The organism is Sphingorhabdus sp., from assembly GCF_044338195.1.
Classification (GTDB): Bacteria; Pseudomonadota; Alphaproteobacteria; order Sphingomonadales; family Sphingomonadaceae; genus Sphingorhabdus_B.
In genome coordinates this window covers 1-23,236 of record NZ_JBIIMC010000031.1, presented here as the reverse complement: position 1 = coordinate 23,236, position 23,236 = coordinate 1, and the positions used below count along the sequence as shown (strand labels likewise).

The following is a 23,236-nucleotide window of genomic DNA, read 5'->3' as shown; positions in this document are numbered from 1 at the left end:
GCCAAAGAAGGGATACGGAACAGCGGGCGCTCAAGCTCAAGCGCGCGAATAACCAACGCCACGCCGCCACTTAAGCTGGCCAAAATCAGAAGCACCCGCAATATAGTGCCAACCACGCCCTGAATTTGACCAACAAGAGCAACGGCGGCATTTGCCAACAGCAAATTAAGCGCCCCGCCCCATCCAGCGGGCAAGCCGATGTCGCTGCCGTGCTGCCAATAGGCCATGCCAAAGCCGATCAGCAGCATGCCGCACAGGCATAATGTAAGCTGCCGTTTCCATTGCGGCTGCGGGACGGCCCGCCATAAGCGTCGTGCAAAAACCAGCATCATCGGGAGCAGGAAAATGGCGGGAACGCCAAATAGAAACAGCATGATGTCGGAAACATAGGCGCCGCTTTGGCCCATCCAGTTGTGCTGCACATCTGCAGCCGCACTATTGAATGCCGCATCGCCAGCCGAATAGCTCAGCACCGCCAAGCCGTAAAATACCCCAAACAGGCCAAGCACAGCCGCGCCAAACAAGGTGCTGCTGCGGATCAGTGAGGCGCGCATCATATTCCGCCAATTGGCCATGTTCGTTTTTGACGTAAATTTAGAAATGCGCGAGGCCATGAGTATAATGCCATATATGGGTGGCCGCGAACGGCCGAACGCCCCCTTTTCGCCTTCGCTGGACTCGCCGTCAAGTATTACAGGTTGAAGATTGCTGCCAACGCGGATGGGCTACGGTCAAAATCCTCCTTTGAGTCCGCCCATCTGTTGCGGCATAGGGGCAATATGAATCACAAAGCAGACGTCATCATTATCGGCGGCGGGCTCATCGGGCTTACGCAAGCACTGGCATTGGCTGCACATGGCATCACCAGCCATGTCATTGACCGCGCCGATCAAGCGAGCATGCTGCAAGCAGGCTTTGACGGCCGCACATTTGCTATATCAAGCTCTAGCTATAAGCTGTTTGAGGCCATTGGATTGGGCGACGCATTGGCCGGAAAAGGCTGCCCGATTGAAAAGATTTGGGTGAGCGATAGCCTCAAGCCCGGATCGCTGGATTTCGCACCCGCCGAAGATGATGGCTTTCTGGGGCAAATGTTTGAAAGCCGCTTCTTGCGCGGCGTTTTCTACAATGCGGCGCTGGAGAGCGATGCGATCCAGTTGCACATGCCCGCCAACATCACCCACAAATCACAGGATTCAGGTCGCGCCTCCGTGCATCTCGATGACGGGAAAGTTTTGACCGCTGATCTGATGATTGTCGCCGAAGGGCGGCAAAGCCAGACGCGCGAGGAAATGGGAATCAATATTGCGCACTGGCAATATGACCACAGCGCCATGGTCGGTGCGATCTTCCACGAACATTCGCACAACAACATTGCCTATGAGATTTTTTATCCGTCAGGCCCATTTGCCGTCTTGCCCATGTTGGATGCGGACGACGGCCGGCACCGTTCCGCGATTGTCTGGTCGGTCGATGCCGCAGATGCGCCGGGATATATGAAATTGTCACCGCGTGGATATGCGGCGGAGCTGGAAAAGGCGATGGGCGGGATATTGGGTGCCGTTGAGATCGCCGCGCCTTTGTCTTCTTACAAGCTTGGGTTCCACCATGCGGCCAACATCACGGCGGAACGGCTGGTGCTGATTGGCGACAGCGCACATGGCATTCACCCCATCGCGGGTCAGGGGCTCAACCTTGGTCTGCGCGATGTTGCGGCGTTAACCGAAGTATTGGTCGACGGGATGCGGCTTGGTCTTGATTTTGGCGATGCGCAATTGCTCGATCGCTATAGCCGGTGGCGTAGCATTGATACGTTGTTGATCGCGGTATCGACCGATGGCTTGAACCGCCTTTTTTCCATTCCCGGCAAAACCGCGTCTGCGGTCCGGCGTTTCGGAATGGCAATGGTGCAACGCGCTGCCCCGGCCAAGGCATTTTTCATGGCCGAGGCGCGGGGCGAAAGCGGCGCGCTGCCCAAATTGCTTCAGGGTGTTGCCGTCTAAATCCGAATTATCCCTGGGTCACGGGAACAAGACGAATTTCGACACGGCGGTTCGCCGCGCGACCGGCTTCATCCAGATTGCTCGCCTTTGGCTGGCTCTCACCATAGCCACGCGTTGCAAGACGCGCGGACTGCACGCCGCGCGACGTTAGATAGCTTGCAACAGCCGACGCACGGCGTTCCGATAATGACTGGTTATAGGCATCGGACCCGGTGGAATCGGTATGACCCATGACGTCGACATAAGTTTTTTCATATTGCGTTAGCGTGGATGCAACCTGATCCAGCGTATTGCGGAAACCCGCATCGATGTTCGCGCTATCGAGGCCAAAAGTCACTTCAGAAGGCATATCGAGGACGAGATTGTCGCCATCGCGAATAACGTTGATGCCCGTGCCCGCGGTTTGCTGACGAAGTTTTCTTTCTTGTTCGTCCATATAATAGCCAACGCCCGCACCAGCCAATGCGCCAATACCTGCGCCGACAATCTTTTCCGTGCGATCGCGGCGGCCGCCAATAAGGTCGCCAAGCAAATATCCACCCAATGCGCCGCCAACGCCACCCAGTGCCGCCTTCGAAATCGTGCGCTGGCCGGTTTCCGGATCGGTCACACATGCCGATAGCGGGAGCGTGGCAGCCATCAGTGACAGCGTGATCAATTGATTTTTCTTCATCATTTTCCCTTTCAGCTAGGATACCCCATAGACGGCACCCATGATGAACCTGCGATTATCATTGGATAGGTTTCATCTTTTGACGGTAACAGTTTTGTCGGCATTTTGTTGCCAAAGCGCTGGCGTTGGCCCTATGGGAATTGTGTCCCTATGGAACCTCTTCAATCTTTCCCGTGGTTTGATGCCGCGACGATATTGGCTCTCATTGCCCTGAACGGGGTGTTTGCCATGTCCGAACTCGCCATCGTTTCGGCACGCACAGCGAAACTAAAGGCGATGGCGGAAGACGGAAAGCGCGGCGCGGCGGCAGCCCTTCGGTTAGGGAGAGACCCGGGCAAATTTCTGTCCACCGTACAAATTGGCATCACACTCATTGGTATTATCGCGGGTGCTTATTCCGGATCGACGCTGGGCGGGCCGGTTGCCGAACGCATTGCTCTTTTGGGCATAGACACAGAATGGGCCGAAACTTTGGGTTTCGGAATTGTCATCAGCATCACGACCTATGCATCCTTGGTGGTCGGCGAACTGGTTCCCAAGCAGTTTGCGCTCATTGCGCCCGAAAGAATCGCCGTCACCATGGCGGGCCCTATGGAGATGCTGGCACGCGTGACCGCGCCGATTGTCTGGACCCTTGATAAATCCAGCGCGACTATATTCCGCGCACTTGGGCTTCGCCGCGATACCCGTGACGCACTGAGCGCCGAAGAACTGCGTATGGTTTTTGCCGAAGCAACCCACGCCGGAATCATCGAAGAGCATGAACATAAGGTCATTGCAGGCGTGGTGCGGCTGGCCGACCGTCCGGTGCGTGAAGTCATGACGCCACGGACCGACGTTGACCGTATTGCAGCCGACGCATCTGAAGATGATGTCCGCGATTCGCTGTTGAACTCTCTGCACACCCGCCTGCCGGTCACCGGCGAAGATGGTGACGATATCATCGGTGTTGTCCAATCACGCGATATCGTTGCCGCGCAGATTCGCGGGGAAAGTCTGGATATCCGCAGCCTGATGCGTCGCGCCGAAATCATCCCCGATCAACTTGACGCCATGGACGCACTTGAAATCCTGCGTTCGTCCGATGTCCCGATGTTGCTGGTCCATGATGAATATGGGCATTTTGAAGGGATCGTAACGCCGAACGACCTTTTGGCGGCAATTGCCGGCGAGTTTGCGTCGGATCAGGCGCAAGGTAGCGCGCCGAACATCATCACATTGGACGATGGCTCCATGCTCGTCTCGGGCGCTATGTCCGCCGACGCAATGGCAGACGCGCTGTCGATTGATCTGCCTGAAGACCGCGATTACGCGACCGCTGCGGGCCATGTCCTACACATCTTGCGACACTTGCCCGTAGAGGGCGAATCCTTCCGCGACCAAGGTTGGCATTTTGAAGTTGTGGATATGGATGGCCGCAAAATCGACAAGCTCCGCGTCCGACTTGCAGAAAAAGCAACTCGAACGGACGCAGTTGAGGGCTTGTGATTGCACAAACGCTTGGTTAGGGCGTTCGGCAGATATGGAATTACACGTCACGACGACAACAGGATATTGATATGGCCGATTTCTTCCTCCCAAAGAACAGTAAGGTCCAAAAGGGCACTGTTCACGCCGCGAAAACCGACGGGAAAGTCAAGAAATTCAAGGTATATCGTTACGATCCTGACAGTGGCGAAAACCCGCGTTACGACACTTTTGAAGTCGATACCGAAACCTGCGGCCCAATGGTCCTCGATGCGTTGATCAAAATGAAAAGCGAGCAGGATTCGTCGCTGACATTCCGCCGTTCATGCCGCGAAGGCATTTGCGGTTCATGTTCGATGAACATCGACGGCAAGAACGGCCTCGCGTGCACCACGGCCATTGAAGATTGCAAAAGCGAAGTCACACTGACCCCGCTGCCGCATATGGAAGTTATCAAGGACCTCGTTCCTGACTTCACCCATTTTTATGCACAATATGCCTCGATCAAGCCATGGCTGCAGACGGTTACGCCAGAACCATCGGGCAAAGAGCGCCTTCAGTCGCCGGAAGACCGAGCGAAGCTGGATGGCCTGTATGAGTGCATCTTGTGCGCATGCTGCTCGACAAGCTGCCCATCTTATTGGTGGAACAGCGACAAGTTTTTGGGCCCCGCCATCTTGCTTCAGGCCTATCGCTGGTTGGCGGACAGCCGTGATGAAATGACCGGTGAGCGTTTGGATGAGTTGGAAGATCCATTCCGTCTGTATCGCTGCCACACGATCATGAACTGCGCAAACGCATGCCCCAAGGGTCTGAACCCTGCAAAGGCCATTGCCGAAACCAAGAAGATGGTTGCCGAACGCCACCTTTAATTGAAGGGACGGCCGTTGGACACACCCGCTTTTGATAGCAGTCCGGATCCGGACAATCCCGGTTGGCTAAACTGGCAGATGACCGATGGCACGCGCTATAATGGCACGGTGCTGGGTAAAATGCTGGTACGCAGTGAAGGCCATCATAAAGCACGCCTGCGCATGTTTCCCGAACACCGGCACAGCAACTTGCGCGATGCGGTACATGGCGGCGTCACGCTCGGTTTTATCGACGTCGCGATGTTTGGCGCATCTCGGATGTTTGGCCTGATTGAGGCGGGCGCCGCCGTTACGCTTGACCTATCGGTGCAGTTCATTGGCGCTGGCGTCATCGGCGAACCGCTTGAGGCCGAGGTTGAGCTTTTGAAAGAAACGGGTCGCCTGCTGTTCATGCGCGGCATTGTCTCGCAAGGCGAGTCCCGCGTCGCTGCATTTTCCGGGACGATTCGAAAACCCAGTAAGAAATGATGCCCGCCTCGGTCACAGATCGGCACGCAGCCCTCGTCAGTGCAGGCGAACTGAAGCCTGATGCTGATCAAGCCAAAGCCGTTTTGGCGCTGGCGAAAGTGCAAGCAGAGCTTGAGGCCGTGCCACCCCGCGGAAGCACAATGTGGCGTTTCTTGGGACGCAAGCCCGACCCTGCGCGCGGATTGTATTTATGGGGCGGTGTTGGGCGCGGGAAATCCATGCTCATGGACCTGTTTTTTGACAGCGTTCAGATACAGCGGAAACGTCGCGCGCATTTCCACGAGTTCATGTTGGATATTCACGCGCGGCTAAAGGTTGAGCGCGAGAAGGAAAAAGGCGATCCCATTCCGCCCGTGGTCGCGGCGCTGGCGGATGAAGCCCGGTTGCTCTGCTTTGACGAAATGGTCGTCAACAACATGGCCGATGCAGCAATTATGTCGCGGCTGTTCACAGGATTGATTGCCGCAGGCGTCACGGTTGTCACAACATCAAACCGGCAACCCGATGACCTGTATAAGGATGGCCTCAACCGCCAACTGTTTTTGCCGTTCATCGCGTTGATAAAAGACAGCCTTGATATTTTTGCGCTCGATGGCCCGACAGACTATCGGCGCGACCGTTTGGGCAATGCTAAAACCTGGCTCGTACCCAATGGCGCCGAGGCGACGGCCGCATTGTCGGAAACATTCTTCCGCATGACAGATTATCCGCCCGAGGACCGCGCACATGTTCCATCGTTGGAGCTGGACGTCGGCGGCGGTCGGATGCTGCACGTTCCAAAGGCGCTAAAGGGCGTTGCCGTTTTCTCGTTCAAGCGTCTGTGCGCGGAGGCGCGCGGTGCGTCTGACTATCTGGCGATTGCGCGGCGTTTCCATACGGTGTTGATGGTGGGCATTCCCGTGCTTGGGCCGCACAACCGCAATGAAGCGGCGCGATTTGTGACGCTGATCGATGCGTTGTACGAATATCGCGTAAAGTTTTTGGCGAGTGCAGATGCCGGCCCTGACCAGCTTTACCCGATAGGCGACGGGCGTTTTGAGTTTGACCGCACGGTATCGCGGCTGATGGAAATGCAGTCGGAAGATTATCTGGCGGAAGGCCACGGCGCGCGCTAGCATTGCATAAAGGAGAGAAAAGATGATCGGACGGAACATGTTTTTGTTGGCAGGCATGTTGGCCCTGACAACCGCTGCACATGCGCAAACACCTGCATCGAAAATAGCAGCGGAACGCGCGCTCTTTGCAAAGATCGTCGAAATTCCCACCGTTGAGGGGCAGCCTGCCGAATTCAAGAAGCTGACTACATTATTGACGGCGGAGTTCCGCAAGGCTGGTATCACGAACGTGATCGTCAAGGATCATGACAATACCCAGACAATGATTGTCCGTTGGCCCGCAGCCAAACCGTCGGGCAAAAAGCCTATTTTGCTGATGGCGCACATGGATGTCGTCGCCGCCAAAGCAAGCGATTGGAAATATCCGCCATTTAAGTTTCGCGAAGAGGGCGGCTATTATCTGGGCCGCGGTTCAAACGACAATAAGGCTGCGTTGACCGGTATCGTCCTTGCCCTGCAATATTTGCGTGCAGAAAAGTTTGAACCGACGCGCGATATCATTGTGCTGTTTACCGGCGATGAAGAGACGATCGGCAACGGTGCACGACGCGCGGCAACCGAGTGGCGCGAGCTGATTGACGCAGAATATGCGCTCAATGGTGACGCTGGCGGCGGCTCGGTTTTCCCTGATGGGCGGGTCGAGGGCTTCGGCATTCAGATTGCCGAAAAAACCTACGCCGATTTCCGGCTGACCGCTTTGAACCGTGGCGGGCACAGCAGCGTGCCGCGTCCGGACAATGCGATATATGCGTTGGCCAATGCACTCACCGCAGTGGAGCGTCATCGCTTTCCCGCCATGATTAACGATGCCACACGCGCGAGCTTCGAGATGCTGGCAAAAGGCGATAGTGGCCAATTTGGTGAGCTGTTGCGCAGATATCTTGCCGACCCCCAAGATCGCGAAACCGCCGATCTGTTAGAAGCGATGGACCCCGGAAGCACGCGCACGCGCTGTGTCGCAACGATGTTGTCTGGCGGTCACGCACCCAATGCCTTGCCCCAAAAAGCCGAAGCCAATGTGAACTGCCGCATTTTTCCCGGCGTCAGAACAGAGGATGTCCGGCAGCAACTGCAAACCCTTTCAGGACCCGATGTCACGGTATCGGCCGTTGAAGGATCGCAAACACCCGAAACCGCACCATCACCGATGCGCGATGACATCGTCCAAGCCTATCGGGCCGCTGTCGCAACCCGCTTTCCCAACGCGCCCGTTCTGCCATTCCAGTCGGCGGGCGCTACCGACGGGGCGTTTTTACGGTCCGCCGGCATTCCCGTATATGGATTTGGTGGCCTTTGGAGCATCGTCGGACAGAAAGAGGGCGCGCATGGCCTAGATGAACGCGTCTGGGCCGAAGGATTCCATGGCCAAGTCCCCATTTGGATGGAAATGTTGCGACGGGTGGCTGGTAACTGACAGGGAGCATTTCATGCACTATTGCTATTGCGAACTGTTATCAGAAAAAGCCTTAACTTTGGACCTTTATTGGGTTGTTATCCACAGCGATTCGGCGTAACGACGCCGCAATTCCGCTAAAAAGCCCTAAGGGAAGGACAGTTTTGTATGGCTCGCAAAAAAATTGCGCTTATTGGCGCCGGTAATATCGGCGGCACGCTTGCTCACCTCGCAGCATTGAAAGGCCTCGGCGACATCGTCTTGTTCGACGTTGTTGAAGGCGTTCCCCAGGGTAAGGCGCTTGACCTGTCGCAATGCGGTCCTGTCGAAGGTTTTGATGCCAAGATTACCGGCACCAACGATTATGCAGACATTGCTGGCGCTGACGTGATCATCGTCACCGCCGGTGTCGCGCGCAAGCCCGGCATGAGCCGCGACGATTTGCTTGGCATCAACCTAAAGGTCATGAAGGCCGTGGGCGAAGGCATTGCTGCGAACGCGCCAAACGCATTCGTTATCTGCATCACCAACCCGCTCGACGCGATGGTATGGGCGCTGCGCGAATTCTCCGGTCTGCCGCATCACATGGTTGTTGGCATGGCAGGCGTTCTCGATTCGGCACGCTTCAGCCACTTCCTTGCGGACGAATTCAATGTGTCGGTAAAAGACGTCACAAGCTTCGTGCTTGGCGGCCATGGCGACACAATGGTGCCCGTCATTCAATATTCGACCGTATCGGGTATTCCTGTTCCAGACCTTATCAAAATGGGCTTTTCGACTCAGGAACGCATTGACGCAATCGTTCAGCGCACGCGCAGCGGCGGTGGTGAAATCGTTGGTCTGCTTAAAACGGGCTCTGCTTTCTACGCGCCGGCAACAAGCGGTATCGCGATGGCCGAAGCCTATTTGAACGACCAAAAGCGCGTTCTTCCAGCCGCGGTGCATCTGACCGGCCAATATGGCGTCGACAATCTATATGTCGGCGTACCCGTTGTCATTGGCGCCGGCGGCGTTGAAAAGGTCGTTGAAATCGCGCTTGATGATGAAGCCAAGGGCAACCTCGCGGTCAGCGTCGATGCGGTCAAAGAACTGCTTGTCGCATGTAAGGCAATTGATTCCTCGCTGAACTAAGCGAACCCCCGAATTCAGGAGACGTATGTGAGCATCCTTATCAACAAAAACACCAAGGTCATCACACAAGGTATGACAGGTGCCACTGGCACATTCCATACCGAGCAGGCGCTTGCTTATGGCACGCAGATGGTCGGCGGTGTGACCCCCGGCAAGGGCGGAACAACGCATATTGGCCTGCCGATGTTTGACACGGTGCTTGAAGCCAAGCAAACAACGGGCGCGGATGCGTCGGTTGTGTATGTGCCACCGCCCTTTGCGGCCGATTCAATCCTTGAAGCCATCGACGCGGAAATCCCGTTGATCGTTTGCATCACTGAAGGCATTCCTGTGCTCGACATGGTGAAGGTAAAGCGCGCACTGTCGGGTTCGAAGTCGCGCCTGATTGGCCCAAACTGCCCTGGCGTTCTGACACCCAATGAATGCAAAATCGGCATCATGCCCGGCAGCATCTTCTCCGCAGGCTCGGTCGGCGTGGTCTCACGTTCAGGCACGCTCACCTATGAAGCCGTGTTCCAGACCACAGCAGAAGGCCTTGGCCAGACCACTGCGGTTGGCATTGGCGGTGACCCTGTCAACGGCACCAACTTCATCGATTGCCTTGAGCTGTTCCTTGCCGATGATGCGACCAAGTCCATCATCATGATCGGTGAAATCGGCGGCAGCGCAGAAGAAGAAGCTGCACAGTTCCTGATCGACGAAGCCAAAAAGGGCCGCAAAAAGCCAATGGCAGGTTTCATCGCCGGACGCACTGCACCTCCCGGACGCCGCATGGGCCATGCCGGCGCCATCGTATCGGGCGGCAAGGGCGACGCAGAAAGCAAGATCGCAGCAATGGAAGCAGCCGGCATCCGCGTATCGCCGTCACCATCATTGCTCGGCAAGACATTGGTCGAGGTGCTGAAGGGTTGATTTTGATCCTCCCCGTTCGCGGGGAGGTGGCAACTGGTGCGTAAGTACCGGGTGACGGAGGGGCCTTCCGTCTGACGCTGGGTTAGAGCGGCAACTCCCCTCCACCATCCTGCGGATGGTTCCCCTCCCCACATATGGGGCGGATTTGGAGAAGTAACATGGGTCTTGAAAACCAAGATTTTGAAACTGAGCAAGGTCCAAGTTGGGCGCGTTCGAATTGGCCTTTGTCCATCACCGATGACCTGACGGCTTCGCTTGATCCGACGCAGATGGCTGTCGAAGTGAAGGCTGCGGCGAAGGCCGCTGGCAAGCCCATGGCAGAAGCCGACGCCGTTGCCGCAGCGAGCGATTCTATTCGCGCAATGATGCTGGTCCGCACCTATCGTGTGCGCGGGCATCTGGCGGCGAACCTTGATCCGCTTGGGCTTTCCAAGCAGGACATTCCCGCCGACCTTACCCCCGAATATCATGGCTTTTCTGGCGCAGACCTCGACAAGCGGGTCTATGTCGGCGGCACGCTTGGCCTCGAATGGACCACGGTTCGTGAACTCGTCGATACGCTGCGCGCGAATTATTGTGGCCCAGTTGGCCTCGAATATATGCACATTTCCGACGTCGAAGAGCGCCGGTTCCTGCAAGAGCGGATGGAGGGCAAAGATGCCGCCATCCAATTCACGCCCGAAGGCAAAAAGGCCATTCTCGGTAAAGTCATCGAGGCGGAGCAATATGAAAAATTCCTTGGCCGCAAATATGTAGGCACGAAGCGCTTCGGCCTTGATGGTGGCGAGTCAATGATTCCCGCACTCGAAGCCGTCATCAAATATGGCGGCCAGCTGGGCGTGCGCGAAATCGTTTACGGCATGCCACATCGCGGCCGTCTCAACGTTTTGGCCAATGTGATGGCAAAGCCATACCGCATCATCTTCCACGAATTTTCGGGCGGAAGCGCGAACCCTGACGATGTCGGCGGTTCGGGCGATGTGAAATATCACCTCGGCACCAGCACCGACCGCGAATTTGACGGCATCAAGGTGCATATGAGCCTTGTGCCAAACCCCTCGCACCTTGAAGCGGTGAACCCAGTGGTGCTCGGTAAGGTACGCGCGAACCAAACCGCCCGCGACGACCTTGGCAAGCATGAACAAGTGCTACCCGTGCTGTTGCATGGTGACGCGGCCTTTGCTGGGCAGGGCATCGTTTGGGAGTGCCTCGGCTTTTCCGGCATTCGTGGGTATAATACCGGCGGTTGCTTGCACTTTATCGTGAACAACCAAGTTGGTTTCACGACCAGCCCGCAATATGCGCGGTCTTCGCCTTATCCATCCGACGTAGCCAAGGGCGTGCAGGCGCCGATTTTCCACGTCAATGGTGATGACCCCGAAGCGGTAACCTTCGCATGTAAAATTGCTATCGAATTCCGCCAGACATTCCACCGCGACATCGTGATCGACATGTGGTGCTACCGCCGCTTTGGCCATAATGAAGGCGACGAACCCGGTTTCACGCAGCCATTGATGTACAAGGTCATCAAGGGCCACCCCGGAGTTAGCAGCTTGTACGCCAAACGGCTTGAGGCCGAGGGTGTGATCGATGCGAACTGGGCGGACGAGCACGCCATGCGCTTTGTGCAGACGCTCGAGCAGGAATTTACCAGCGCCGCCGACTATAAACCCAATGCCGCTGACTGGTTTGGCGGACGTTGGTCGGGCCTTTCCAAGCCCGCCGATCCCGAAACCGCCCGCCGGAATGTGCAAACAGGTATTTCCAAAAAGCTGTTTGACAGCATGGGCCGCACGCTGACCACTGTGCCCGAAGGTCACAATATTCACCCGACACTCAACCGTGTGCTCGATGCCAAAAAAGCCATGTTCAGCACAGGCGCGAACTTTGACTGGGCAACAGGCGAAGCGCTCGCGTTCGGGTCTTTGCTCTCCGAAGGCTATGGCGTGCGCTTATCGGGCCAAGATTCGGGCCGCGGTACGTTCAGCCAACGCCACGGCGTTTGGGTCGACCAAACGACTGAGGAAAAATATATCCCGCTGGCAACATTGCCACATGGCCGCTTTGAAATTCTCGACAGTCCATTGTCGGAATTCGGCGTACTCGGTTTTGAATATGGCTATGCGGGTGCCGAACCCAAGACACTGGTGCTTTGGGAAGCGCAATTTGGCGACTTCGTGAATGGTGCGCAAACCATGATCGATCAGTTTATTGCCGCCGGTGAAGCGAAATGGCTGCGCGCCAATGGCCTCGTGATGCTGTTGCCGCATGGTTATGAAGGACAAGGTCCGGAGCACAGCTCGGCGCGGCTTGAACGCTTCCTGCAATTGTGCGCCGAAGATAATATTCAGGTCGCAAACTGCACGACGCCTGCAAATTATTTCCATTTGCTGCGCAGGCAAATGGCACGTCCATTCCGCAAACCGCTTATCGTCATGACGCCAAAATCCTTGTTACGGCACAAGCTTGCGGTGTCCAAGGCAGAGGATTTCCAAGGCGAAAGCCACTTCATGCGGATCCTGTCGGACATGAACGCGCCTGCGGACAAGGATGTCAAACGACTGGTCCTATGTTCGGGCAAGGTTGCGTATGACCTGATGGAAGCGCGCGATGCATCGGGTGACACAAACACCGCGATTGTCCGCATCGAGCAGCTATATCCCTTCCCGGCCGAACCATTGATTGTCCGGTTGAAGCGTATGACCAATTTGGAAGAGGTCGTTTGGGCCCAGGAAGAGCCGCGCAACGCCGGCAGCTGGAGCTTCGTCGACCCCTATCTGGAAGAATGCCTTGCAGAAGCCAATGTCGGCCCGGCACGCGCACGTTATGCCGGGCGCAAAGCCGCAGCCGCCACAGCCACGGGTCTTGCCAAGCGCCACCAAGCCGAACAGGCCGCATTGGTTGCAGAAGCATTGGGCCACAATGTCCGCGAAGAAATCCGCCGCCAACGCACCGGGGGAACCAAGCCGGTTACCCCTCCATCCTCCTGAGGATTGAATTATGAGCACTGAAGTTAAAGTCCCCGTATTGGGCGAGTCCATCACTGAAGCCACCCTTGGCCAATGGCTAAAGAAACCGGGTGAACCGGTTGCGGTCGATGAACCGATAGCCAGCCTTGAAACCGACAAGGTCGCGGTCGAAGTGCCGTCGCCTGTTGCCGGCATCATGGGCGCCTATGCCGTTGAGGAAGGCGCGACCGTTAATGTCGGCGCGGTCATTGGTTCGATCGATGCTGGCACCGGAGCCGCCGCAGCACCTGCTGCTGCCGCTGCCGCTGTAGCCCCAGCTGTTACGAGCACCGCTGCGCCTGCGCCGGCCGCTGCTTCAGAAAATAGCGATCTGCCCTTGTCGCCTGCGGTTCGCCGTTTGGTGCTTGAGCTGGGCATTGACCCAAGCAAAATCAAAGGCACTGGCAAGGACGGCCGCCTGACCAAGGAAGATGTTGTCGCTGCTGCAAAGGGTGCGCCTGCGCCTGCAGCCACTTCGGCATCAACGGCAACGCCAGCCGCGTCTGCACCGACAGGTGCGCGTCAGGAAGAGCGCGTGAAGATGACGCGTCTGCGCCAGACAATCGCAAAGCGTTTGAAGTCTGCACAAGACACAGCGGCTTTGCTGACGACATTTAACGATGTCGATATGTCCGCCGTGATCGAAGCGCGCGCGACCTATAAAGACCTGTTTGAAAAGAAGCACGGCGTGCGCCTCGGCTTCATGGGCTTCTTTACCAAGGCTGTTGCTTTGGCGGCGCGTGATGTTCCTGCCGTAAATGCGCAGATTGATGGCGACGAAATCGTCTATCACAATTATCTCGACGTCTCGGTCGCGGTTAGCGCGCCAAATGGCCTCGTTGTTCCTGTCGTGCGCAACGCCGACGCCATGAGCTTTGCCCAGATTGAAAAGGCGATTGGTGATTTTGGTGCAAAGGCAAAGGCCGGCGCGCTCACCATGGAAGATATGTCGGGCGGAACCTTCACCATTTCCAACGGCGGCGTGTTCGGCAGCCTGATGTCGACCCCGATCATCAACCCGCCACAGTCCGCCGTGCTTGGTCTTCACCGTATCGAAGACCGCGCCGTAGTCCGCGACGGACAGGTTGTTGTTCGCCCAATGATGTATTTGGCGCTAAGCTATGACCACCGTCTCATCGACGGCCGCGAAGCAGTGACTTTCCTGAAAATCGTCAAAGAGGCGATTGAAGACCCGACCCGGTTGTTGATCGACCTTTAAGGAGCTGAGCAATGGCAGAACATGATTATGACCTGATCGTTATCGGTGCAGGTCCGGGCGGTTATGTTGCCGCCATCCGTGCCGCACAACTCGGCCTGAAAACAGCCTGCGTCGAAAGCCGCGAGACATTGGGCGGCACGTGCCTCAACGTCGGCTGCATTCCGTCGAAAGCATTGCTGCATGCGTCCGAAATGTACCATGAGGCACAATCGGGTTCGCTGGCGAAATTCGGTATCGATTTTAAGGGCGTCTCGCTCAACCTCGACCAAATGCACGCCGAAAAAGCGAAGGCTGTGTCCGAATTGACCGGCGGCATCGAGTTTCTGTTTAAAAAGAACAAGGTTGATTGGCTCAAGGGCCGCGCCGCATTTACCTCAGCGAACAGCATTGATGTGGCGGGCAAAAATTACACCGCCAAAAACATCATGGTCGCGACAGGATCATCGGTAACGCCATTGCCCGGTGTCGAAATAGACCAAAAAATTATCGTCGATTCCACCGGCGCGCTGGCTTTGCCAAAGGTTCCAAAGCACATGGTCGTCATCGGCGGCGGTGTTATTGGGCTTGAGCTTGGAAGCGTGTGGTTACGTCTTGGCGCGCAGGTGACTGTGGTCGAATATCTTGACCAGATCCTGCCCGGCATGGACGGCGAAGTCCGCAAGGAAGCCGCCAAGATCTTCAAAAAACAGGGCTTTAACCTGCGCATGAGCACCAAGGTTACCGGCGCAACGGTAAAGGGCGGCATGGCCACGCTGACGGTTGAACCATCGGCAGGCGGTGCAAGCGAAACGATTGAGGCAGATTGCGTCCTCGTGGCGATCGGCCGCCGACCAAATACCGATGGCCTTGCAATGGAAAAGGCAGGTCTCACGGTCAACACGCGCGGACAGATTGAAATCGGCCATTATTTCCAGACCAATGTCCCCGGCATCTACGCGATCGGCGACGTTTGCCCCGGTCCCATGCTGGCGCATAAGGCCGAAGACGAAGGCATTGCCGCGGCTGAATTTGTTGCGGGCCTGACGGGCATCGTCAACCATGACGTCATCCCGGGCGTGGTCTACACCTACCCTGAAATCGCCAGCGTTGGCCTGACCGAAGAAGAAGCGAAGGCACATGCTGCGGCTTCGGGTAGCGAGATCAAGGTCGGCAAATTCCCGATGATGGCCAACAGCCGTGCGAAAACAAATCGCACCACCGACGGTTTCGTCAAAGTCATTGCCGATGCAAAAACCAACCGCGTGCTTGGCGTGCATATCATCGCATCCATCGCCGGAAGCATGATCGCTGAAGCAGCCGTCGCCATGGAATTCGGTGCGACTTCGGAAGACATCGCATATACCTGCCATGCCCACCCGACCCATGCCGAAGCCTTGAAAGAAGCGGCCATGGCCGTGACCGGCAAACCGATCCACATGTGATGATTACCCAAGCGGCCCAAATAGCCCCGGCCATGATTTCATGGCTGGACCTATTTGGGATCGCTGTATTTGCCGCATCGGGCGCTCTCGCCGCGGCGCAACGCAAACAGACGCTTGTCACCTTCTCCTTCTTTGCGCTGGTTACCGGCGTGGGTGGCGGCACTGTGCGTGATCTGCTCATCGGTGCGCCGGTTTTCTGGGTGCAGGATTGGCGTGTTGCAGCAACCTGCCTTGTGACCGCGGGGCTGGTATGGGTAACGCCGCAGCATCTTTGGAAGCCGCGTGCGCTCGACTGGTTCGATGCTGTGGGCATTGCCATTTATGCGGTGTTCGGCACGTGGAAGTCGCTAACGCTTGGTGTTCCCTTGTTACCGGCCATGATGATGGGCGTCATCACGGCATGCGTCGGCGGTATCATTCGTGATGTGCTGGCGGGTGAGCCGTCGATCCTGCTGAAACCCGAAATCTATGTAACAGCTGCGGCGCTGGCATCAGGGCTATTTGGCCTATCATTATTTATCGGCCTACCCGTTCTGCCTGCCGCTATTTTCAGCGCGGCTGCCGGATTCGCATTGCGCGCGATGGCGATTTGGAAAGGCTGGGCAATCCCCGCCTATCGGGGTTAGTTACCGCACGCGGCTCGGGAAAAGCTTCTTTAAATTCGCAATTTTTGGTTTGTCCCATTGCACAATATACCGGTGATTGGGGTTCTTCGCCATGAAGTCCTGATGATGGCTTTCGGCCGGAAAGAAGCTGATGGGCTCAATCGTCGTAACAATGGGTTTCTTCCAATATCCCGCCTTGTCCAGTTGCGCCACATAGGCACGCGCCGCCTTTTGCTGTGCTGCGTTCGCGGGGAATATCGCGGATCGATATTGCTTGCCGCGGTCGGGGCCTTGGCGGTTCAACTGCGTCGGATCATGCGCCACCGAAAAGAATATGTGGAGTAGTTCGCCATAGCTCACCACGGCAGGGTTATATTGAATCCGAACAGATTCGGCATGCCGCGTGGTCCCGGAACTGACGAGATCATAGTCAGCTGTTGACCGCGTCCCACCGGAATAGCCCGACTCCACGCGCGTCACGCCTTTCACGCGTTCAAACACAGCCTCCACACCCCAGAAGCAACCACCGGCAAAAACCGCCGTCTGCAGGCCCTTTGGTTCAACGATTTTCGCAAGTGGCGCGGCGATCCGAATGCCCTCTTCGGCATGCGCAGTGCCGACAGCGGATCCAAAGTCGGATCCGCACCCTGTCACCAAGCCAAACAGCAGCGCAGCATTTACCGCGCGGATAACGCATTTAGGGGTTCGGGGCAGCCGCTTCATAGGATGGACCTCCAACGGACACAGACCGCGTGGCTTCTGCATTATGATCATTCGCGCTGGCCGGTTTGATGATTGCCAGCCCAGCCAAACCTAGCGCAAATCCGCCGGCCAGACTGAGGAAAAGATCCGAACGCACAAAGTTATAAAGACGGTCCATATTTTATCTCTGACATATTGCACAGATGGGCGCCGAAACAGCTATGTGCGTCGGCTTCGGAAGGCTTCACCAGAAAACACATTAAACGTGCATGAACGCCGTTGAGCGTGACGCACATGTTGCGGTCATGTGAGCGCTGCGCACGCTGCTTGGATACGGGTGCACGCTTCCTTGAGGATATCCGACGATGTTGCATAAGAAATCCGGAAGCCTGGTGACAGACCGAAGGCCCCGCCATGCACCGCAGCCACACGATAATCATCAAGGAAATAATCGATGAGGTCCGCATCGGTTTCAATCTTCTTACCCTTGGGCGTCGTCTTGCCCATCACGCCAGTTGCGTCGGGATAGACATAAAATGCGCCCTCTGGCGTTGGGCAGCTAAGCCCCGGTGCGTCGTTCAGCATTGCGACAACAAGGTCGCGGCGCTCGCGGAAGGCGATATTGCGTTCGGCCAAGAAATCCTGTGGTCCGTTAAGCGCGGCAAGCACGGCATATTGTGAGATGGAACAGGGATTGCTCGTCGATTGCGACTGCAAATCCGCCATCGCCTTAATCAGCCATGCCGGACCACCCGCATAGCCGATGCGCCAACCGGTCATGGCATAGGCCTTGGACGCACCGTTCATGGTGAGGGTGCGATCATAGAGTTCGGGGCACACCTGCAGCATCGTCGCAAAAGGCGACTGCGCATACCAAATATGTTCGTACATATCGTCAGACAGCAGCAGCACGTGCGGATGGCGCAACAGCACTGCACCCAATTCTTTTAACTCATCCGCATCATAAGCTGCGCCCGTCGGGTTGGACGGCGAATTCAGGATCAACCAGCGCGTCTTCGGCGTAATCGCTGCTTCCAGTTGCTCTGGCGTGATCTTATAATTTTGCGCCGCAGTCGCCATAACGATCACGGGCGTTCCGCCGGCGAATTGAACGATATCGGGATAGCTGACCCAATAAGGTGCGGGGATGATGACTTCATCGCCCTTATCAATCGTTGCGACCAGCGCGTTAAACAAGGTGTGCTTACCACCGGAGTTTACCGTGATCTGCTTTGGCGTATATTCAATGCCATTGTCGCGCTTGAATTTTGCGATGATTGCCTGCTTGAGCGGGGCGATACCGTCCACGGCGGTATATTTCGTCATGCCGTCACGAATGGCCTGAATGGCGGCCTCTTTGACGAATTCTGGCGTGTCGAAATCGGGTTCACCCGCCGACAGTCCAATGACATCGATGCCCTGTGATTTAAGGTCAATCACACGTCCGGACATGGCAAGCGTCGCTGAAGGGGCAATCCGGCCGAGCGCGGCCGACAGACGGTCATTCATCATCAAAACTTTCGGGCAAAAATGAACAGAAGTTGCGCGCTTGCCACTAAAGCCTCGCTAAAAGTTACGCAACCCTATGCGCTCGTATTAATCCACGCGCGCTGTTCCCGACAAAAAAACCACCCGCCAAATCGTCGGCTGTCAGGTCCACTTCTTGGGCTTTGCCAGCGTCGATAAGCGCACGGCGAAGCACAGATGGCAGAAGCCCAGTCTCAAGCCGTGGCGTCAGCAAAACGCCATCCCGTTCAACAAACAAGGTCGTGATGCTGCCTTCGGTTAAACGGCCATCGGCACCGACGAAGATAACTTCGTCACAATCGGTGCGCGCTTTTCGGGCGTTGTCGTAAAAGGCCCTATCGCTCATCTTGTGCCGAAGCCGGAAATCCTCCGCGGCGACGGGCAGTGGAACAACGGCAACGCGCCAATCGGTCACATCCTGAAGTGGGCCGATTTCGATCGCGACCGCGCCGTGCCGGGAGACCATCAGCCGGATTTTCGAAAGCTGATCGAGATGAAAAATGCTGGCGTGCAGGCGGTTGCGCAATGCGTGCCGGTCAAATTCAAATCCGAATAACTGGGCGCTGGTCTTCATGCGCTCCAGATGCAACTCCAGCCGAAGGATTCCGGTCATCGGTTCAAAACGCATGGTTTCGATCAGATCAAATCCGGTACCGTCCACCTTAGCAAAATCCCCCTTGGCCAAACATTCTGCCCATTCATCTGCTTCGTTGGAGTCGGCAACGACGCCTGAACCTAGCCCAAGTGAAAGCGTCTTTGTTGAATCGCACAGGGTAAAAGTCCGAATGGCAACGTTGAAGGCGGCATCGCCATTGGCGTCAATACGCCCGATGGAGCCGCAATATATTCCGCGTGGCGCGGTTTCCACTTCTTCGACGACCTGCATCGCACGGATTTTCGGCGCGCCCGTAATCGACCCGCATGGGAATAATGCCGTTATGACGTCAACCGCATCCACTCCCTCATTGAGCACACCGGTAACGGTCGAAGTCATCTGGTGAACCGTGGGATAGCTTTCGACATGAAACAATTCGGGCACGGCGACCGTGCCCGCGGCACACACGCGCGACAGATCATTGCGGAGGAGATCGACGATCATCAGATTCTCCGCCCGTTGTTTCGGGTCGGTGCGCAAGCGCTCCGCAACATCGCTATCCCGTTGCGGGTCGGCTTGCCTTGTCGCGGTGCCCTTCATCGGTTTTGTCGTCACGCGTTGGTCTTTCAGCGCGAAAAACAGTTCGGGTGAAAAGGACAGATAATGCGCGTCCCCCGTGTAGATGACACCGCCATAGCCGGCCTTCGCGCGGCTGCGCAGCGCCGCATATAAGGCCAGCGGATCGCCGGCATAATCGGCCGAAAGCGGAAAGGTCAGATTAGCCTGATACATGTCTCCGGCGTGGATATAATCCTGAACAGCCGCAAAGGCATCGGCATATTCTGCGCGCGAAATCGCGGGGCGCAATGCAGACAAATATGCCCCCGCCGGATCGGGTAGATATGACGCCACGACGTCAGCAGAAATTGTGCTGTAGCTGCGAAACAAACCGAACCACGCCAGCGGCCCGCTGCGTTCCTGCCCAAGATTGGGGAGGAAATGCTGCCCACATTCATAGCCCAAAAACCCCGCGGCATGAAGCTCGCTGCGCTGCGCATCACGCAGCGCACCAAGCACAGCATCGACTTCATCAACGCTGTTGGCGGTCCATATTTCAACCGGGTCAACATATAGCCGCGCAGGCGACGCACCGTGCATGCGGGCATCGTCGAGCAGCACATAAGGGCGATCTGTCGGGATCTTCATATGCGCAACTGAATCGACAATGCCCAAGGCTTTAGCCGTTTAGCCGTTCCGCATGCCAAGCGAGATGTTCGGCCATAAAGGTCGAGATGAAATAATAGCTGTGATCATAGCCCGGCTGCATGCGAATTTCGGCACGCTGGCCAACCGCGGCACATTGTTCGACGAGCAGATGCGTCTTAAGCTGCGCCTCGAGGAAATTGTCAGCCAGGCCTTGGTCGACCAACAGGTCAGGCAAGCGTGCGCCATCTGCCAACAGAGCAACGCTGTCATATGCGCGCCATTGCGCACGGTCATCGCCCAGATAACCACCCAAAGCCTTTTCACCCCAAGGGCAATTTAACGGTGATACGATAGGCGAAAATGCTGATGTAGACTTATACTTGCCCGGATTACGCAGACTGATCGTCAGTGCGCCATGCCCGCCCATGGAATGCCCCATAATGGCTTGCCGCTGCATATCCGCCGGGAAGTGCGCGGCGATGATATCGGGCAATTCACGCTCGATATAATCTTGCATCCGGTAATGCGTGTCGAAAGGCGAAGCGGTGGCGTTTACGTAGAATCCGGCACCCAAACCAAAGTCATAAGCAGCATCGGCATCGTCGGGAACGCCTTCACCGCGCGGGCTGGTGTCGGGCGCCACGAAAATCAAACCCAGCTCTGCACAGGCGCGGCGGAATTCGCCTTTCTCGGTCACATTTGCATAGGTGCAGGTCAGGCCCGACAAAAACCACACCACTGGCAAAATCTGGCCTTCTGCATGCGGCGGGACATAGACTGAAAAGGTCATGTCGGTGCCGGTAGCGGATGAATGGTGTTTATAAACACCCTGCACGCCACCAAAGGCGGTGTTTTGAGAGACGGTTTCGAAAGTCATGCGGGCTCCAATGTCGGGACGGAAATAATCTGGGGTGGGTGCTGCCAATAGGTTTGCGCGCGTATAAGATCGCTGGTCGCAATGCTTAAAGTCGCGCTGTTCCGCAGTGGGTGGCAATTGATAATGTCAGCTTGCGCCAACGCAGCATCAAGCACGAATTGGACAGCACAATCTTTATCATTGATTGCGGCCAAAGCGGTGACGGCCCCCGGCGTAATGCCAAGCAGTCGTTCCATATCTTCGGCTTTACCAAAGCTGATCCGTCCACAACCGATGGCCGATGGCAACGCCTTTAAATCAACGCGGGCTTCAGCAGGGACAGTGACCAAAAAATATGCGCCGTTTTTGTCTTTCAAAAACAGATTCTTGGTATGGGCACCTGCAATGTCGCGATTATGCGCATCGCTCTCCGCCACCGTGAATACCGGCGGATGTTCATGCTTTTCATAAGCAATGCCGAGCGCGGCCAAGTCTGTATAAAGCTGCGCTTCGGCATCGTTCATGATCGTAACACTATCAGTCAGTGACACGGTGCAGGGCGCACAGCTTGTTACCATCCGGATCACGCAGATAGGCAAGATACATTTTCATGCCATTGCCTTCGCGGATGCCAGGTGCATCTTCAATCGCTTCACCGCCATTTTCGACGCCCGCCTTATGCCATGCATCTGCCAACTCAGGAGTCATCGCAAAACCGATGGTGCAGCCATTGCCGTGCGTCGCCGGCTTGCCGTCAATTGGCGGCGTGACAAGGAACAGCGACCCATTGTGCATATAGATCAAACGACCTTTGGGATCCTGCATGCCGGGCTTTCCGCCCATGGCAACGAAGGTTGCGTCGTAGAATTTTTTCGAACGGGCAATATCATTGCTGCCCACCATCATATGACTATACATTATTACTTCTCCCTATTTTAAAACACCACGACACTGCGGATGCTGGTCCCCGCGTGCATCAATTCAAATGCCTTGTTGATGTCCTCAAGCCCCATGACATGCGTAATCATCGGGTCGATTTCGATCTTGCCGGTCATATACATGTCGACGATCTTTGGAACATCGGTGCGGCCCTTGGCCCCTCCAAATGCCGTGCCGCGCCAGTTGCGGCCGGTCACGAGTTGGAACGGACGGGTCGCAATCTCTTTGCCCGCTTCGGCCACACCAATGATGATGCTGGTGCCCCAGCCACGGTGGCATGCCTCAAGCGCGGTGCGCATCACTTCGGTGTTGCCGGTGGCATCAAAGGTGTAATCAGCGCCGCCGTCGGTCATCTCGACAATCTTTGCGACAACATCTTCACGGCTCATGCCCCTGGAGTTCAGGAACGCGGTCATGCCAAACTTCCGGCCCCATTCTTCGCGATCAGGATTGATATCAACGCCGATAATCATACCAGCACCCGCAAGCCGTGCGCCCTGAATGACGTTCAGGCCAATGCCGCCAAGGCCAAAGACAACGACATTGTCGCCCACTTGCACCTTGGCTGTGTTGACCACTGCGCCAACGCCTGTGGTGACGCCGCAACCGATATAGCAGCTTGACTGGAACGGCGCGTCCTCACGGATTTTGGCAACCGCGATTTCCGGAAGCACGGTGAAGTTCGAAAATGTCGAACAGCCCATATAATGGAATATCGGCTGACCCTTATAGCTGAAGCGTGTTGTACCATCGGGCATCAGGCCCTTGCCCTGTGTCGCACGAATGGCGGTGCACAGGTTGGTCTTGCCGGACAGGCAGGACTTACACTGGCGGCATTCCGGCGTGTACAATGGAATAACATGATCGCCAGGCTTTACGCTGGTCACGCCGGCGCCGACTTCGCGTACGATTCCTGCGCCTTCATGGCCAAGCACGCTTGGGAAAATCCCCTCACTGTCAAAGCCATCGAGCGTATAGGCATCCGTATGGCAAATGCCGGTCGCCATGATCTCCACCAAGACTTCACCAGCCTTGGGACCCTCAAGGTCAAGCTCGACAATCTCAAGTGGCTTCTTCGCTTCAAAGGCAACTGCTGCGCGCGTCTTCATGGTATTCGGGTCTCC

21 protein-coding genes are annotated in these 23,236 nt (G+C 56.4%); 12 read left to right on the top strand and 9 right to left on the bottom strand.

Going from position 1 to position 23,236, the window contains the following annotated elements; all coding sequences use genetic code 11:
- Positions 1-557: DNA translocase FtsK 4TM domain-containing protein (locus tag ACIQZK_RS08800; protein WP_397575801.1), on the bottom strand; the 557-nt coding region annotated here is incomplete at its 3' end.
- Between the two features lie 222 nt (positions 558-779).
- Here ACIQZK_RS08800 and ACIQZK_RS08795 point away from each other — a divergent pair.
- Complete coding sequence (locus ACIQZK_RS08795; RefSeq protein WP_397575800.1) at positions 780-2,003, top strand: FAD-dependent monooxygenase; 1,224 nt, start codon at positions 780-782, stop codon at positions 2,001-2,003.
- Between the two features lie 7 nt (positions 2,004-2,010).
- Here the strand turns inward: ACIQZK_RS08795 and ACIQZK_RS08790 are convergent, their stop codons facing one another.
- Positions 2,011-2,679: an OmpA family protein gene (locus ACIQZK_RS08790; protein WP_397575799.1), complete on the bottom strand. Its 669-nt coding sequence runs from the start codon at positions 2,677-2,679 to the stop codon at positions 2,011-2,013.
- A 147-nt stretch (positions 2,680-2,826) separates the two neighbouring features.
- Between ACIQZK_RS08790 and ACIQZK_RS08785 the strand changes: the two genes are divergently transcribed.
- The 11 genes from ACIQZK_RS08785 to ACIQZK_RS08735 all read left to right on the top strand — a co-directional run bounded on the left by ACIQZK_RS08785 (position 2,827) and on the right by ACIQZK_RS08735 (position 16,308).
- On the top strand, positions 2,827-4,164 hold the full coding sequence (locus tag ACIQZK_RS08785) for a hemolysin family protein (protein WP_397575798.1): 1,338 nt from the start codon (positions 2,827-2,829) through the stop codon (positions 4,162-4,164).
- A gap of 71 nt (positions 4,165-4,235) precedes the next feature.
- The gene (locus ACIQZK_RS08780) at positions 4,236-5,015 is read left to right on the top strand and encodes a succinate dehydrogenase iron-sulfur subunit (RefSeq protein WP_397575797.1); all 780 of its coding nucleotides are present in this window, start codon (positions 4,236-4,238) and stop codon (positions 5,013-5,015) included.
- A 15-nt stretch (positions 5,016-5,030) separates the two neighbouring features.
- Positions 5,031-5,483, top strand: a complete 453-nt coding sequence (locus ACIQZK_RS08775) for a PaaI family thioesterase (protein WP_397575796.1) — start codon at positions 5,031-5,033, stop codon at positions 5,481-5,483.
- A complete protein-coding gene (gene zapE, locus ACIQZK_RS08770; RefSeq protein ID WP_397575795.1) occupies positions 5,480-6,598 on the top strand; it encodes a cell division protein ZapE in 1,119 nt (372 codons plus the stop codon). Before ACIQZK_RS08775 ends, zapE begins: the two co-directional genes overlap by 4 nt.
- Positions 6,599-6,620: 22 nt before the next feature.
- Entirely contained in the window at positions 6,621-8,012 is a 1,392-nt protein-coding gene (locus ACIQZK_RS08765) for a M20/M25/M40 family metallo-hydrolase (protein WP_395635529.1), read from the top strand.
- A 147-nt stretch (positions 8,013-8,159) separates the two neighbouring features.
- Positions 8,160-9,122 carry a malate dehydrogenase gene (gene mdh / locus ACIQZK_RS08760; protein WP_183942352.1) on the top strand — a complete coding sequence of 321 codons (963 nt, stop codon included), beginning with the start codon at positions 8,160-8,162 and terminating at the stop codon, positions 9,120-9,122.
- A gap of 27 nt (positions 9,123-9,149) precedes the next feature.
- Positions 9,150-10,034, top strand: a complete 885-nt coding sequence (gene sucD / locus ACIQZK_RS08755; protein WP_183942353.1) for a succinate--CoA ligase subunit alpha — start codon at positions 9,150-9,152, stop codon at positions 10,032-10,034.
- Positions 10,035-10,192: 158 nt separating this feature from the next.
- Positions 10,193-13,024 carry a 2-oxoglutarate dehydrogenase E1 component gene (locus ACIQZK_RS08750; protein ID WP_397575794.1) on the top strand — a complete coding sequence of 944 codons (2,832 nt, stop codon included), beginning with the start codon at positions 10,193-10,195 and terminating at the stop codon, positions 13,022-13,024.
- Between the two features lie 10 nt (positions 13,025-13,034).
- Positions 13,035-14,261: a 2-oxoglutarate dehydrogenase complex dihydrolipoyllysine-residue succinyltransferase gene (odhB, locus tag ACIQZK_RS08745; RefSeq protein WP_397575793.1), complete on the top strand. Its 1,227-nt coding sequence runs from the start codon at positions 13,035-13,037 to the stop codon at positions 14,259-14,261.
- Between the two features lie 11 nt (positions 14,262-14,272).
- Positions 14,273-15,682: a dihydrolipoyl dehydrogenase gene (gene lpdA, locus ACIQZK_RS08740; protein WP_397575792.1), complete on the top strand. Its 1,410-nt coding sequence runs from the start codon at positions 14,273-14,275 to the stop codon at positions 15,680-15,682.
- A gap of 32 nt (positions 15,683-15,714) precedes the next feature.
- A complete protein-coding gene (locus tag ACIQZK_RS08735) occupies positions 15,715-16,308 on the top strand; it encodes a trimeric intracellular cation channel family protein (protein ID WP_397575791.1) in 594 nt (197 codons plus the stop codon).
- Here the strand turns inward: ACIQZK_RS08735 and msrA are convergent, their stop codons facing one another.
- The 7 genes from msrA to ACIQZK_RS08700 form a co-directional block, all read right to left on the bottom strand.
- The gene (msrA, locus tag ACIQZK_RS08730; protein ID WP_397575790.1) at positions 16,309-17,010 is read right to left on the bottom strand and encodes a peptide-methionine (S)-S-oxide reductase MsrA; all 702 of its coding nucleotides are present in this window, start codon (positions 17,008-17,010) and stop codon (positions 16,309-16,311) included.
- Positions 17,011-17,292: 282 nt separating this feature from the next.
- Entirely contained in the window at positions 17,293-18,501 is a 1,209-nt protein-coding gene (locus tag ACIQZK_RS08725; RefSeq protein ID WP_397575789.1) for a pyridoxal phosphate-dependent aminotransferase, read from the bottom strand.
- A gap of 61 nt (positions 18,502-18,562) precedes the next feature.
- Entirely contained in the window at positions 18,563-20,317 is a 1,755-nt protein-coding gene (pabB, locus tag ACIQZK_RS08720; protein ID WP_397575788.1) for an aminodeoxychorismate synthase component I, read from the bottom strand.
- Positions 20,318-20,348: 31 nt separating this feature from the next.
- On the bottom strand, positions 20,349-21,194 hold the full coding sequence (fghA, locus tag ACIQZK_RS08715) for an S-formylglutathione hydrolase (RefSeq protein ID WP_397575787.1): 846 nt from the start codon (positions 21,192-21,194) through the stop codon (positions 20,349-20,351).
- Positions 21,191-21,724 (bottom strand): prolyl-tRNA synthetase associated domain-containing protein, encoded by a 534-nt coding sequence (locus ACIQZK_RS08710; RefSeq protein ID WP_397575786.1) that lies wholly within the window; start codon positions 21,722-21,724, stop codon positions 21,191-21,193. Before ACIQZK_RS08710 ends, fghA begins: the two co-directional genes overlap by 4 nt.
- Positions 21,711-22,091, bottom strand: a complete 381-nt coding sequence (locus tag ACIQZK_RS08705; RefSeq protein WP_397575785.1) for a VOC family protein — start codon at positions 22,089-22,091, stop codon at positions 21,711-21,713. The genes ACIQZK_RS08710 and ACIQZK_RS08705 overlap by 14 nt, the downstream gene beginning before the upstream one ends.
- Before the next feature lie 17 nt (positions 22,092-22,108).
- Complete coding sequence (locus ACIQZK_RS08700) at positions 22,109-23,221, bottom strand: S-(hydroxymethyl)glutathione dehydrogenase/class III alcohol dehydrogenase (protein WP_395635539.1); 1,113 nt, start codon at positions 23,219-23,221, stop codon at positions 22,109-22,111.
- Positions 23,222-23,236: the final 15 nt, after the last annotated feature.